This window comes from Promicromonospora sp. CA-289599 (assembly GCF_050936155.1).
In the GTDB taxonomy this organism is placed as follows: domain Bacteria; phylum Actinomycetota; class Actinomycetes; order Actinomycetales; family Cellulomonadaceae; genus Promicromonospora.
On the sequence record NZ_JBNJNI010000001.1, the window covers coordinates 1,911,508 to 1,925,079 of the forward strand.

The window sequence follows — 13,572 nt, forward strand, 5'->3', positions numbered from 1 at the left end:
CCGGGCGGTCGAGAACTGGGTCTCGACCGGCCTGGCCACCGCGAGCATCACGCCTTCGCGGTGTGGAACTTCCCCTGGGCGGCGAGCAGACCCTCGATGACCAGCAGCTCGACGGCGTCGGCGGCGTCGTCCACCAGGATCGGCAGGTCCTTCTTCTCCGTGGCGGAGAAGTCCTTGAGCACGTGGTCCGCGGTGTCCATCCGGCCCGGCGGCCGGCCGACGCCCACCCGCACGCGGTGGTAGTCCTTGGTCCCAAGAGCCTTGGTGGTGTCGCGCAGGCCGTTGTGGCCGCCCTCGCCGCCGCCGAGCTTGAGCTTGATGGTGTCGAAGGGGATGTCCACCTCGTCGTGCACCATGACCACCTGCTCGGGGTCGACGTCGTAGTACTTGGCGAGGGCGCTGACCGGGCCCCCCGACGTGTTCATGTAGGTGGTCGGCTTCGCGAGGATCACGCGGGGCCCGGGGGCTCCGCCGGGGAGCACGCCGAGCCGCGCCTCGGCGACGACCGCCTGCGCCCGCGCGTGCTTCGAGAAGCGTGCGCCTGTGCGCTCCGCGAGCAGGTCCAGCACCATCTGGCCCACGTTGTGCCGGTTGCCGGCGTACTTGGGGCCAGGATTGCCGAGCCCGACGACGAGCCAGGGCCGGTCGCTCATGTCACGTTCCCTTACGTCAGAGCGAAATGGTCGGCAGATTGTCAGGTGATCGGCAGTTGGAGCTACCGATCACCTGACGATCTACCGACCACTCGGAAGTACCGAGAGGGGTCAGCTCTCCGAGGACGCCTCGGCGGGCGACTCGGCGGAGTCGGCGTCGTCGTCGCCGGCCTCGCCGCGCGGCTCGGTGACGAGCACGACGACGGCCTTCGGGTCGGTGAGCAGTGTCGAGCCCGCGGGCAGGGCGACGTCCTCGGCGTGGATCTGCGCGCCGGCCTCGAGGCCCTCGATGGAGACCTCGACGAACTCGGGCAGGTGCGTGGCCTCGGCCTCGACCGAGAGCGTCTGCTCCTCGACGAGGTGGATGGTGCCCGGGGCCGACTCGCCGACGATGTTGACGGAGATGTCGACGGTGATCTTCTCGCCGGCGCGCACGACCTGCAGGTCGATGTGCTCGATGGTGTTGCGGACCGGGTCGCGCTGGACGTCCTTGGCGACGGCCAGCTGGCCCTTGCCGTCCACGTCGATGTTGAGCAGCACGTTGGTCTGGCGCAGCGCCAGCATGGACTCGTGGCCCGGCAGGGTCACGTGCACCGGGTCGCCACCGTGCCCGTAGAGGACGGCGGGGATCTTGTTGTCGCGGCGGATGCGGCGGGCGGCGCCCTTGCCGAACTCGGTACGGGCCTCAGCGGCGAGCTTGATCTCGGCCATGGGAATTCACTCCTGAAAGGTCTGTGTGTGCAACTCGGTCGGCGGCTGCGTCGGCGCGGGACACGTGACGGGCGCGGAGCGGGCACGTGGGACGGAGTGCTGGAGGAACTCCACCCAGGGGCCGCCGACGGCCGCCCAGTCGATCACGGACGCCGGCCTGGTGCTAGCGGGATCGAGTCCCGCCGCGGCCGTCAAGCGTCCCTCGCCGAGGCAACCTGACTACTGTACCCGCTCGTCGGCGCGATCCGCACCGAGAGGCGGTGTGACGCCGATCGACGGCTGCGTGCGACGCGGCTTGTAGACGACCTGGACATGGAACACGAAGCGCAGCAGGAACGCCACGACGAGGGTCACCGCCTGCACGAGCACCGGCCACATGCCCGTGAACTCGACGAGCCACCACAGCACGGGCAGGCGGATCGCCGCCTCGGTGCCGTTGAACGCGAACGAGTGCGCGAACCGCGACCAGACGCCCCGGCCCTCGTTCCGCAGGTCGCGGAACACGAACCGCTCCTGCAGCAGGAAGTTGGTCAGGATCGTGACGACGGCGGAGATCACCGCACCCGCCACGTAGTGCATGCCCAGCCCGGTGAGGAGCCACAGGATAAGGATGTTCAGCACGGCTCCGAAGCCGCCGATGATCGCGAACCGCGACATCCGCCCGAACCGCAGGGCGGCGAGCTGCTCCAGGTAGCGCAGGCCGGTCTTGAAGGTGGCCTTCGAGTGCCCGGCGTACCGCTCGCCGAACACGAACGGCTCCTCCCCCACGGCCAGTCTGTTGCGCGTGAGGAGCTCGAGCAGGATCTTGAAGCCGCGCGGGTGCAGCGCGTCGAGGTCCAGCCGGTCCACCCGTGTCGCGAAGAACCCGGTGAGCGGGTCGGTCACGTTGCGCAGCCGCACCGGGAACATCGAGCGCGCCAGGAGCGCCGAGGCGATCGACACACCGTGGCGCCACCAGCCGTCCAGGCCCCCTGCGTCGCCGTCGCCGGTGTAGCGGGAGGCGACGACGATGTCGAGCCCCGCCTCCTGCCCCCGCGTGACGAGCGCGGGTACGAGCTCCGGCGGGTGCTGCAGGTCGCCGTCCATCACGACCGCCCACTCGGTGGTGACGGTCCGCAGCCCGGCCACGACGGCGCCGCTGAGCCCGCCCTCGGCCCGCTCCCGGTGCAGCAGGCGGACCGGGACCGGTGCGGTGGCCGCGACCTCACGGATCAGCTCGGGGGTGTTGTCGGTGGAGTCGTCGACGAAGAGGATCTCCGCCAGGTCCGGCGCCCCGATCGGCGCCGGGCCGCCCTCGGGCCCGTGGGCGGCGCCCGAGGGCCGACCGTCGTCGGGCAGCACACCGAAGGCGGCGCACAGCCGCTCGGTGAGCACCCGGACGTTGGGCCCCTCGTTGAACGTGGGCACCACGACGGTGACGGTCACTGACCCTCCCAGATCGATGTCAAGACACGGTCCTCCGTTGACCGTGTCCGAGTCAAGAGTCAGACCGTATACCCAGACGGGCACCCTGAAGGACACCCGGGTTGACCTCGAAGGATCAGGAATTACCGTCGAAGAGCGATGTCACCGAGCCGTCGGAGTGGACCTCGTTGATCGCCGACGCGAGCAGCGGCGCGATCGAGAGCACCTTGAGGTTGGGGAACCGGCGGTCGTCCTCGATGGGCAGGGTGTCGGTCACGACGACCTCGCGTGCACCGCACTCCGTGAGCCGCTGCGCGGCCGGGCCGGAGAGCACGCCGTGCGTCGCCGCGACGGTCACGGACTTGGCGCCCGCGGCCATGATGACCTTGACCGCCTCGGCGATCGTGCCGCCGGTGTCGATGAGGTCGTCGACCAGCACGCAGTCGCGGCCCTGCACGTCACCGACGACGCGGTTGGCGACGGACTGGTTGGGGCGCGTGACGTCGCGCGTCTTGTGCACGAACGCCAGCGGGCCACCGCCCAGCTTGGAGGCCCAGATCTCGGCGACGCGGATGCGCCCGGCGTCCGGCGAGACGACCGTGACGTTCTCGACGTCCACGCGGGAGCGCACGTAGTCGACGAGGATCGGCATGGCCCACAGGTGGTCCACCGGGCCGTCGAAGAAGCCCTGGATCTGCGCCGTGTGCAGGTCCACGCTCATCAGGCGGTCGGCGCCGGCCGTCTTGAACAGGTCCGCGATGAGGCGGGCCGAGATCGGCTCGCGGCCACGGCTCTTCTTGTCCTGGCGGGCATAGCCGAAGAACGGCGCCACGACCGTGACGGAGTGCGCCGAGGCGCGCTTGGCGGCGTCGACCATGAGCAGCTGCTCCATGATCCACTGGTTCACCGGCATCGTGTGCGACTGGAGCAGGAACAGGTCCATGCCACGCACCGACTCGCTGAACCGCACATAGGTCTCGCTGTTCGCGAAGTCGTACGCGGAGACACCGAGCAGATCGATGCCCAGCTCCTTCGCGACGTTCTTCGCCAGCTCAGGGTGTGCCCGTCCCGCTGCGAGGACGAGCGGGTGGCGGTTCGGACCGGGAGCGATGGTGCTGGACATCAGTGGGACTTTCCTTCCTTGTCGGCCCCGGGGACAGGGGCCAGGTCGGCCTCGGCCTGGGCGGCCGCGGCCTGCGGGGCAGTGGGCGCCCCGGCGGCATTCTGCTGGGCAAGCTGTCGCTGCGCCTGATCACCGAGTCCGGACGCCCCACCGTGGGCGTTCGCCGCGGCGTCCGCGGCAGCCGTCCCCGGCCGACGGCGGGCGACCCAGCCGTCGATGTTCCGCTGCTGCCCGGCGGTGACGCCGAGCGCGCCGGCGGGCACGTCCCGGCGGATCACGGAGCCGGCGGCGGTATAGGCGCCGTCGCCCACCGTGACGGGCGCGACGAACATGTTGTCCGCGCCCGTGCGGGCGTGCGAGCCGATCACCGTGCGGTGCTTGTGCACACCGTCGTAGTTCACGGTCACCGACGCCGCACCGATGTTGGAGTGCTCGCCGATCGTCGCGTCGCCCACGTAGGAGAGGTGCGGCACCTTGCTGCCCTCGCCGATCACCGCGTTCTTGGTCTCGACGAACGTGCCGATCTTGCCCTTGCGGCCCAGGCTGGTGCCCGGACGCAGGTAGGCGAACGGGCCGACGGACGCGCCCTCGCCGATCACGGCGAGCGACCCGTGGGTGCGGATCACCGTCGCGCCGACCCCCACCTCGACGTCGGTCAGCGTGGTGTCGGGACCGATCGTGGCGCCGGTCGCGACCACCGTCGCGCCCTTGAGCTGCGTGTTCGGCAGGAGCGTGACGTCGGGGGACAGCTCCACGTCGACGTCGATCCACGTGGTGGCCGGGTCCTGAACGGTGACGCCCGCGCGCTGCCACTCCTCGACGATGCGGCGGTTCATCTCGCGGGCCAGGACCGAGAGGGCCACCCGGTCGTTGACGCCCTCGACCAGCATCGGGTCGTCGGCGAGCAGCGCCCGCACGTGCAGGCCCTCGGTACGGGCGAACGCGATGACGTCGGTCAGGTAGACCTCGCCCTGCGCGTTCCGGCTGTCGAGACCACCGAGACCCTTGCGCAGCGTCGCGGCGTCGAACACGTAGACCGACGAGTTGATCTCGCGGATCTCGAGCTGGTCGGCGGTCGCGTCCTTGTGCTCGACGATCTCGAGCACGTCGCCGGTGTCCGGCTCGCGGACGATCCGGCCGTAGCCGGTGGCGTCGGCGACCTCCGTGGTGAGGACGGTCACCGCGTTGCCGTCGGCACGGTGCGCCGAGAGGAGCTGGCCGAGGGTGGCGCCGTCGAGCAGGGGTACGTCGCCCGCCACGACCACGACGGCGCCCTCGACGCCGTCGCCCACGATCTCGCCGTCGGCGATACCCGCGACCGCCGCGGCGGCCTGTGCCTTGGCGTCGAGCGCCGCGAGGGCGCACTGCACCGCTCGGCCGGTACCGGGGATGTCGTCCTGGTCCACGAGGATCGCCTCGGGGTCGAGCTGCCCGATCGCCTCCGCGACCAGCTCGCGCTCGTGCCGGACCACCACGGCGACCTGCAGGGGCTCGAGCTCACGAGCGGCAGTCAGCGCGTGCCCGACCATCGGCTTGCCGCCGAGCGGATGCAGGATCTTCGGCAACGCTGACTTCATGCGGGTGCCCTGGCCGGCGGCAAGAACGATGACTGCTGCCGGCTGAGGTGTCTCGGTCACGAGTGCTCCGATCGGTGGGTTCGTCAGATCCGGATGGCTCCGCCCCCAGGATTCGAACCTGGACTAAAGGCACCAAAAACCTCTGTGCTGCCGATTACACCAAGGCGGACCGGGCGCGCGCGGCTCCGTCGTGACCCGAAGCGGGCGTGTGCCACCGTCGCACGTCCGTGAACAGTCTGCCAGGTCCTGAGCGATGCCCCCGCCCGTACCGGGCGAGTCGTCAGCCACATCCTGGTTCGACCGCGTTCGCTCGTCCGGCACGTTCCGGACACGTCCGGAACTGTCGCTCGGGCACAATGAGCACCATGGCCGCCGACAACCGACGTACCCACCGACCTCGTATGACGGCCAGTCAGCGCCGCGAGCAGCTGCTCACGGTCAGCCGCGGACTGTTCGCCGGAAAGGGCTTCGAAGGCACGAGCGTGGAGGAGATCGCGGCTCGCGCCGAGGTCTCCAAGCCCGTCGTGTACGAGCACTTCGGCGGCAAGGAGGGCATCTACGCGGTAGTGGTGGACCGCGAGGTCCAGGCGCTCACCACCGCGCTGACGGGTGCGCTCGGCTCGGGTGGTCACCCCAAAGTCCTGCTGGAGCGGACGGCGCTCGCCCTGCTGGACTACATCGAGTCGTCCGAGGACGGTTTCCGCATCCTCGTGCGCGACTCCCCCGTCGCGCAGGCGACCGGGACTTTCTCGAGCCTGATCGGCGACGTCGCCACCCAGGTCGAGTCGATCCTCGAACCGCAGTTCAGGGCTGCGGGGCTCGAGCCGAGGACCGCCCCGCTCTACGCGCAGATGCTCGTCGGCATGATCGCGCTCACCGGCCAGTACTGGCTGGACGCCCGCAGCCCCAAGAAGACCGAGGTAGCGGCCCACCTCGTGAACCTCGCCTGGAACGGCCTGCACAACATGGAGAAGAAGCCGGAGCTGACCCGGCACTCGCGCTGATGCGCCGAGTCCCCGAGCAATGCGCCCGAACTGCCATCATCCGGGCGCGGAGTTGCGTTGGCGCACCCGCTTTTTCCCTGAGGCAAAAAATGTGCGCGGCGCATTTATATAACGAACACCCCTCGCGGTGAACCGCGAGGGGTGTTCGTTCAGCTGGGGATGCTACTCATGCCGCCGCAGCACGCGGCTGACAACGTACCTGCAGGTCAGAGACCGATCAGGCAGAGGATCTGCTCGACGGTGTAGCCGAGGTTGTGCAGGAGCTCCGACAGGATGTCAACAACGGTCATGGGGCTATTCCTTCCAAAAAACGGGAAATCACAGGATGATCACCTGTGAGCGGAACAGTGTTCGCGTTCCATACATTAAGCACACGACACGGACTCTGCAACGGGAAAGGGATATTCACCCCCAATAGGCGCCTGGTTTCACCCTGTGATATTGGGTCAGGAATCGGACCACGGTTCGCCGCAAAGTGGACATATTCTTGAGCACGAGTCACCGATTGTCGGCCGACGGTGAGCTCGCGGACGGGAACCTCCGCCCAGCGGCCCACCCCGCCACTTCGCCGAACCGCAAGTTCCGCGCCCACCACAACGCATGACGGTGCCGAACCGAAGGCTGCGCGTCGGCACATCCCTCGAACCGAACGTTGTGGGTCCATCGAGCTCCAAGTAGGCCCGCTACCTTCGGTTCGGCAGCCGCTACCCCATCAACCTTCGGTTCGGTCGCCGCTGGGCTCACAACCCTCGAGTCGGCTCCGACGCCGCCCGTCCTCCCGCCCGGACATACCGTCTACGCTGCCGGCGTGACGTCTTCCGAGCATCTCGCGACCGTTCGAGACGACTACGACGGCATGGCGGATGCCTATACGGCGTTCATCGGTGAGGCGTTCGCCGGCCGGCCGCTGAACCACGTCATGGTGCGAGCGTTCGCGGACCTGGTCCGGCAGGGCGGCGGGGGCCCGGTGGCCGACGTCGGCTGCGGGCCCGGGCACGTGACCGCATACCTGCGTGACCGGGGCGTCGACGCGTTCGGCGTCGACCTCTCGCCGCAGCTCGTGGCGACCGCCCGCGCGGCCAACCCCGGCGTCCGCTTCGACGTCGGCGACATGGGCTCGCTCGATATCGCCTCCGGGACGCTCGCCGGGGTGCTGGCGAACTACTCGATCATCCACACGCCGCCCGACGCTCTCCCGGCGACGCTCGCCGAGCTCAGCCGGGTCGTGGCGCCCGGCGGTCATCTCCTGGTCGCGTTCCAGTCGCTCGGCGACGCCGGTCGCACTGCCGAGCACTTCGACCACAAGGTGTCGCCCGCGTGGCGGTACTCGCCCGACCACGTGGTCGGGCTGCTGGCACAGACCGGCGCGGACGAGGTGGCCCGCCTGGTGATCGCGCCCGCCGAGGATCCGACGCGCGGCTTCCCGCAGGCGCATCTCCTCCTGCGCAAGCCACCCGCCTAGCGCTCAGCTCGCCATGGACCTCACCAGGCGGCGAGCAGCAGCTCCTCCACGGCATCGGCGGTCACGGGCCGAGGGTTGGGGTACGGGTCGGCCGCCACCCGTTCGGCCACCTCGCGCAGAGCGGTGCGCGGCACACCGAGCGCGCCGAGCGACGTCGGCCCGTCGTGCTCGCCTGCCAGGACGGAGACCGCGAGCACCGGGTCGCCGTCCGCGACGCGTGCCAGGCGTGCGGCGGCGTCGGGCGCGGCGGGCAGGTTGAACCGCATGACGTGCGCGAGGAGCAGGGCGTGCAGCTCCGCGTGGGGCAGGCCGAAGGTCCCGCCGAGCGCGTGCGCGAGCTGGTGGTGCAGGCCCATCCGGGCCTGTGCCAGGCAGGCGCCCGCCAGCCAGGCGGCTTCCTGGAGCCGGCCGCGGGCGACGACGTCGGACGGGTGGTCCAGGACCACGGGGAGCGCCGTGAGGATGCCGTCGGCGGCCTCGACGCCGTACGCGCGGGTCGCCGCGCTCGCAGCGGTGTCCCACAGCGCCTCGACGGCGTGCGCGAGCGCGTTGAGGGCCGAGGTCAGCGTGAGCTCGCGGGGCAGGGACAGCGTCAGCTCGGGGTCGTACACGACGGTGCCCGGCGCGAAGGCGGGGTCCCGTCGCGTCGTCTTGACGCCGTTCTCCGTCTCGCCGAGCACCGGTGTGGCCTCCGATCCCGCGTACGTGGTCGGTACCGCCACCTGGGGCATGCCCGTCCGGATGGCCAGCGCCTTCGACAGCCCGATGGCCGAACCACCGCCGATGGCGACGATCGCGTCGGCCCGCGCCTCTCCGGCCAGGACGAGCGCCTCGGCGGTCACCTCGACGGGCGTGTGCTGGACCGGGCGCGCGAAGGTCGCGACATGCCGCTCCCCGAGGGCGACGGCCAGGTCCTGGCCCACCTCGGCCGACGACGGCGTCGTCACCAGCAGCACCCGCTCCGACCCGAGCCGCTCCAGCTCGTCCGGCACGAGGGACCGCGCGCCCGGACCCTGCAGCACTCGGCCGGCGTAGACCTGGTGCACCCTGATGTCTGTACCCACGAGACCTGAGCCTACGGTCGCCGGACACCCCCTGACCAAGAGCGACACCGCACGGACATCCTGTCGAGATTCTTGATGTCGAGATATCCGGTAGCCTCTCGCCATGGAGCACACAGGTCCCGCCGACGAGGTCGACCGCATCGTCGCCGCGTGGCGCCATGTGCGCCCGGACCTGGAGCTCGAACCCCTCACGGTGTTCAGCCGCGTGTCCCGCCTCGCGCGGCACCTCGATCTCGCCCGCCGCACCGCCTTCGCCCGGCACAGCCTGGAGACGTGGGAGTTCGACGTGCTCTCCGCGCTGCGCCGCGCCGGTGAGCCGTTCCGGCTGTCGCCCGGCACACTCGTCACCCAGACCCTGGTCACCAGCGGCACCATGACGAACCGGATAGACCGTCTGGAGTCGCGCGGGTTCGTGCAGCGGCACCGCTCCCCCGACGACCGCCGCGGGGTGCTGGTCGAGCTCACCGACGAAGGGCTGGCGCGCGTCGACGCGGCGATGAGCGACCTCCTGGACATCGAGGCCAAGGTGCTGACCGCCCTGTCGCCCGCGGAGCGCCCGCAGCTCGCGGACCTGCTGCGCACGGTGACCGCTCAGTTCGACGACTGAGCTCGGGCGGTCCCGGCTCAGCGGTCCCGGCTGACCACTATCTTCTCGCGCCCGAGCTGGTCGGGCAGGAAGAACAGGTCGTCGGCGTCCGCGACGTACAGCGGCAGCTCGCCCAGCTCCGCAGGCACGCCGTCGGCGTCGGTGACCGTCAGCTCCACGTGGTCGGCCGAGCTCTTCGAGTCGTACTTCCAGGTGCCCTCGATCTCGGCGGGGACCTCGTCGACCTTGCCGCCCGCAGCGGCGGCCAGCACCTCGTCCGGGACCCCGACGGCGGTGAAGGTGCGGTCCTCACCGAGCGCGACGACGGTCGTGGCGCCGTCGGCCACGTACGAGCCGACGAACTCCGGCTCGGTGTAGTCGAGCTTCCCCAGGTCGAACGCGCACCCCGAGAGCATGAGTACGCCGACGAGTGCTCCCACACCTCGGAAGACCTGTCGCTGCTTCATCTCGACACCCCTGTTGTCCCGGACCCGTTGACCGGTCGCCCAATCTAACGGGAAAGCCGCAGTCCCTCCTGGGAAGCCGTTATGACGATCCGCACACCATGTGCGGATGTGTTGGACGCCCGACGCAACCAACAGACCCCGTCGCGCACAATGACAGCATCATGAGCAACATCCGCACAGCGGCAGGCGGCTCCGCGCTGCTCGTCGCGGTCCTCGTCTTCGCCCTGAACCTGCGCACCCCCATCACATCCCTCCCGCCGGTCATGGCCGACGTCGCGACGGGTCTGGGTCTGGACCAGACCCTCGCCGGGCTGCTCGTGGGGATCCCCGCGCTGTGCTTCAGCGTGGTGGCGCCGGCGGCGTCGACCCTGATCGCCCGGGCCGGGCCGTACTCGGCGGTCACGGTGGCCCTGGTGGGCGTGATCGCCGGGACCCTGATCCGGTCGGCGGGCACGGGCACACCGGGTGTGGTCGCGGCCTTCGCCGGCACGGTGCTGCTCGGCTGCGCGATCACGGTGGGCAACGTCGTCGTTCCGGTCATCATCGCGCGGGACTTCCCGGCCAGGACGGCGCTGGCGACCGGCCTGTACTCGTCGACGATGAACCTCGGCAGCGTCTTCGCGACGTCGCTCACCGCCCCGTTCGCGGCCCTCGTCGGCTGGCGGGGCGCCGTCGCCTCCTGGTCGCTCGTCGCGGCGGCGGCACTGGTCGTCTGGCTCGTCACCACCCGCCGCACGACGGACCCGCACGTCACCCGCGCGCCCCGGGCGCCAGGCACATCGGGGGACGACGAGACCTGGAGCGGCGTGGTGCGTCGTCCGATCACCTGGGCGCTGGCCGTCGCGTTCGCCGCGCAGTCGTTCTCGTACTTCGCGGTCACCGGCTGGCTCCCCGAGCTGCTGCGCGACCTGCTGGACCTGTCCGTGACCACGGCGGGCAACGCGGCCGCGCCCTTCCAGGGCCTCGCCATAGCAGGCAGCGTGCTGGTCCCGCTCGCCCTGGCTGCCCGGGTACCGATGCGGGGTGCGGCGGCGGCGATGGGCCTGCTGTGGCTCTCGCTCCCGGCGGGCCTGCTGCTGGCGCCGCAGTGGTGGCTGCTGTGGGTGAGCCTCGCCGGGATCGCCCAGGGCGGGAACTTCGTCGTGATCTTCACCATCGTCGCGCAGCGGTGCCGCACGGTGGCGCAGACCCGGCGGACGGTGGCCACCGTGCAGGCGTTCGGCTACGCCGTGGCCGCTACCGCTCCCGCGGTGATCGGCGCCGTGCACGCGGTGTCGGGCGGCTGGACCGCAGCACTCCTGGTGCTGCTCGGGTCCACGCTCACGCTCGGGACCGCTGAGCTGCTGGCGACACGACGCCCCAGACCCAAGCGTGCCTAACAGGAACATTTCCATAGGCATTGAAACTTGGCAGGATCATTGCCTACCTTTCCAGCATGACGACACATCTTGAGCCCACCGCAGTGCTCCCCACCCTTCGCGAGCACCTCCTGGTCGACGGGTTCGACCTCGTCCTCGACCTCACCCGGTCGCACGGCTCCACGCTTGTCGACGCGCGCGACGGTCGCGAGTGGCTCGACCTGTTCACCTTCTTCGCCTCCTCACCCCTCGGCATGAACCACCCCGCGCTTGCCGACGACGCGGCGTTCCGCGAGGAGCTCGCCACGGCGGCGATCAACAAGCCGTCCAACTCCGATATCTACACGGTCGAGATGGCGCGCTTCGCCGACACGTTCGCGCGTGTACTCGGCGACCCCGCGCTGCCGCACCTGTTCTTCATCGACGGCGGCGCGCTCGCCGTCGAGAATGCCCTCAAGGTCGCGTTCGACTGGAAGTCCCGCTTCAACGAGGCGAACGGACGCTCCCCCGAGCTCGGCACCCGGATCATGCACCTGGAGCACGCGTTCCACGGCCGTTCGGGGTACACGATGTCCCTGACGAACACGGAGCCGGGCAAGGTCGCCCGGTTCCCCAAGTTCGACTGGCCGCGCATCCCCTCGCCGTACATCGCCGAGGGCAAGGACATGGACGCGGCAGAGGCCGCGGCGCTCGGGGCCGCTCGCGCGGCGTTCGAGGCGAACCCGCACGACATCGCGGCGTTCATCATGGAGCCCATCCAGGGCGAGGGCGGCGACCACCACTTCCGCACCTCGTTCCTGGCGGGCATGCAGGAGCTGTGCCGGGAGTTCGACGCGCTGTTCATCGTGGACGAGGTCCAGACCGGCGCCGGGATCACCGGCACGACCTGGGCGTACCAGCAGCTCGGCATCACCCCCGACGTCGTCGCCTTCGGCAAGAAGACCCAGGTCTGCGGCGTCATGGCCGGTGGCCGCGTCGACGAGGTCCCGGACAACGCGTTCGCCGTCTCGTCGCGCATCAACTCCACCTGGGGCGGCAACCTCACCGACATGGTGCGCTCGCGCCGGATCCTGGAGACCTACGAGGCCGAGGGCCTGGTCGACCGGGCGCGCACGATGGGCAAGCGCCTGCACGACGCGCTCACCGAGCTGGCCACCCGGCACGACGGCGTGACCGACGTCCGCGGCAAGGGCCTGATGTGCGCGCTGACGCTGCCCTCCCGCGAGGTCCGCGACCGGGTGCTGGGCGCGCTCACCGAGCGGAGCGTCCTGCTGCTGGGCTGCGGTGAGCGATCGGTCCGGTTCCGGCCGGCACTGACGGTCACCACCGAGGCGCTGGAGGCCGGCGTCAAGGCCCTGGACGAGGTCCTGACCGAAGCCCTCTGACCCTGCAGCGGGACCGCGAGGTAGAGCGTTTGTCCGCAGTCTCTCTGGCGGCACCCAGGAGACCGCGGACAAGCGCTCTACCTCGCGGTCGCGTTACTCGTCTTCTGCTGCGACGCTGTCCGCGATCCTGATCAGCTCGGCCACGGTCGGCCCCGAGCCGCCCTCCGGCGTGCGGCCCATCGTGCCGAGCAGCAGGTAGGAGCCCGCGTCGTCGGTCCACTCGACCCGCACCGGCCCGAACCCGTTGTTGTCCACACGGGTCACCCGCGCCTCCCGGCCCGAGTCGGCGAGATCCGACCACTCGACGGACACGTTGTCGCCGGACAGCTCGCCGGACAGCTCGGCGGAACCCGGGTACGCCACGTAGATGATGGCCGACGCCGGGTGGTACGCGCCCGAGCGGACCTCGTCCTCGGGCCAGGACAGACCGGGCCCGCCACGGAACGTCTGACCGTTGTCCTCGCCCTCCAGCGGGTAGGTGATCCACGTGCCGAGGTGATCCTCGGCGGTCGTGCGGCCGATCGCTGCCGAGATGTCCGCGGGGCACTCGACCTCCGCCCGCTGGACGGACTCCGGCACCCAGTGCGGTTGGCGCAGGTCCTCGGCGCAGGTCCCTTCGGTGAGCTCCGTGGCGTCCACCGGCGTCACGACGGGCTCGTCCTCCCGCGCCCCGAGGATCAACGTCACCACGATGATGATGATCGCGCCGAGCAACGTCACCGCGCCGCCGAGCAGCCACTCCGGCCGGATCCTCGGCTCCTCGATGGTGGTGACCACG

General features: G+C 70.4%; 13 protein-coding genes and 1 tRNA gene. 5 read left to right on the forward strand and 9 right to left on the reverse strand.

Annotated elements, in window-relative coordinates; all coding sequences use genetic code 11:
• Nucleotides 1–47: 47 nt before the first annotated feature.
• From pth to ACQEVI_RS08350, 6 genes are all read right to left on the reverse strand, one after another.
• The gene (gene pth, locus ACQEVI_RS08325; protein WP_432896765.1) at nt 48–653 is read right to left on the reverse strand and encodes an aminoacyl-tRNA hydrolase; all 606 of its coding nucleotides are present in this window, start codon (nt 651–653) and stop codon (nt 48–50) included.
• Between the two features lie 111 nt (nt 654–764).
• Nucleotides 765–1,364 carry a 50S ribosomal protein L25/general stress protein Ctc gene (locus ACQEVI_RS08330; RefSeq protein ID WP_432896767.1) on the reverse strand — a complete coding sequence of 200 codons (600 nt, stop codon included), beginning with the start codon at nt 1,362–1,364 and terminating at the stop codon, nt 765–767.
• 219 nt (nt 1,365–1,583) lie between these two features.
• Nucleotides 1,584–2,789: a glycosyltransferase gene (locus ACQEVI_RS08335; RefSeq protein ID WP_432896770.1), complete on the reverse strand. Its 1,206-nt coding sequence runs from the start codon at nt 2,787–2,789 to the stop codon at nt 1,584–1,586.
• A 115-nt stretch (nt 2,790–2,904) separates the two neighbouring features.
• Complete coding sequence (locus ACQEVI_RS08340; protein WP_432896773.1) at nt 2,905–3,891, reverse strand: ribose-phosphate diphosphokinase; 987 nt, start codon at nt 3,889–3,891, stop codon at nt 2,905–2,907.
• A complete protein-coding gene (gene glmU, locus ACQEVI_RS08345) occupies nt 3,891–5,528 on the reverse strand; it encodes a bifunctional UDP-N-acetylglucosamine diphosphorylase/glucosamine-1-phosphate N-acetyltransferase GlmU (RefSeq protein WP_432896776.1) in 1,638 nt (545 codons plus the stop codon). Before glmU ends, ACQEVI_RS08340 begins: the two co-directional genes overlap by 1 nt.
• A gap of 34 nt (nt 5,529–5,562) precedes the next feature.
• Nucleotides 5,563–5,637, reverse strand: a tRNA-Gln gene (locus ACQEVI_RS08350).
• A 232-nt stretch (nt 5,638–5,869) separates the two neighbouring features.
• Between ACQEVI_RS08350 and ACQEVI_RS08355 the strand changes: the two genes are divergently transcribed.
• Complete coding sequence (locus tag ACQEVI_RS08355) at nt 5,870–6,472, forward strand: TetR/AcrR family transcriptional regulator (protein ID WP_432896779.1); 603 nt, start codon at nt 5,870–5,872, stop codon at nt 6,470–6,472.
• A gap of 808 nt (nt 6,473–7,280) precedes the next feature.
• Nucleotides 7,281–7,934, forward strand: a complete 654-nt coding sequence (locus ACQEVI_RS08360) for a class I SAM-dependent DNA methyltransferase (RefSeq protein ID WP_432896782.1) — start codon at nt 7,281–7,283, stop codon at nt 7,932–7,934.
• Between the two features lie 20 nt (nt 7,935–7,954).
• On the opposite strand, the gene ACQEVI_RS08365 is transcribed toward ACQEVI_RS08360, so the two are convergent.
• Nucleotides 7,955–8,998 (reverse strand): maleylacetate reductase, encoded by a 1,044-nt coding sequence (locus ACQEVI_RS08365; protein WP_432896785.1) that lies wholly within the window; start codon nt 8,996–8,998, stop codon nt 7,955–7,957.
• 103 nt (nt 8,999–9,101) lie between these two features.
• Here ACQEVI_RS08365 and ACQEVI_RS08370 point away from each other — a divergent pair, with 103 nt between their 5' ends.
• Entirely contained in the window at nt 9,102–9,605 is a 504-nt protein-coding gene (locus tag ACQEVI_RS08370) for a MarR family winged helix-turn-helix transcriptional regulator (RefSeq protein WP_116676863.1), read from the forward strand.
• A 17-nt stretch (nt 9,606–9,622) separates the two neighbouring features.
• Here ACQEVI_RS08370 and ACQEVI_RS08375 read toward each other — a convergent pair whose 3' ends face one another.
• Nucleotides 9,623–10,051, reverse strand: a complete 429-nt coding sequence (locus tag ACQEVI_RS08375) for a hypothetical protein (protein WP_432896788.1) — start codon at nt 10,049–10,051, stop codon at nt 9,623–9,625.
• A 161-nt stretch (nt 10,052–10,212) separates the two neighbouring features.
• Between ACQEVI_RS08375 and ACQEVI_RS08380 the strand changes: the two genes are divergently transcribed.
• Both ACQEVI_RS08380 and lat read left to right on the forward strand, forming a co-directional pair.
• Nucleotides 10,213–11,430: an MFS transporter gene (locus tag ACQEVI_RS08380; RefSeq protein WP_432896791.1), complete on the forward strand. Its 1,218-nt coding sequence runs from the start codon at nt 10,213–10,215 to the stop codon at nt 11,428–11,430.
• A 56-nt stretch (nt 11,431–11,486) separates the two neighbouring features.
• Nucleotides 11,487–12,794, forward strand: a complete 1,308-nt coding sequence (gene lat, locus ACQEVI_RS08385; protein WP_432896794.1) for an L-lysine 6-transaminase — start codon at nt 11,487–11,489, stop codon at nt 12,792–12,794.
• Nucleotides 12,795–12,887: 93 nt separating this feature from the next.
• Here lat and ACQEVI_RS08390 read toward each other — a convergent pair whose 3' ends face one another.
• Complete coding sequence (locus tag ACQEVI_RS08390) at nt 12,888–13,571, reverse strand: hypothetical protein (RefSeq protein ID WP_432896797.1); 684 nt, start codon at nt 13,569–13,571, stop codon at nt 12,888–12,890.
• Nucleotide 13,572: the final 1 nt, after the last annotated feature.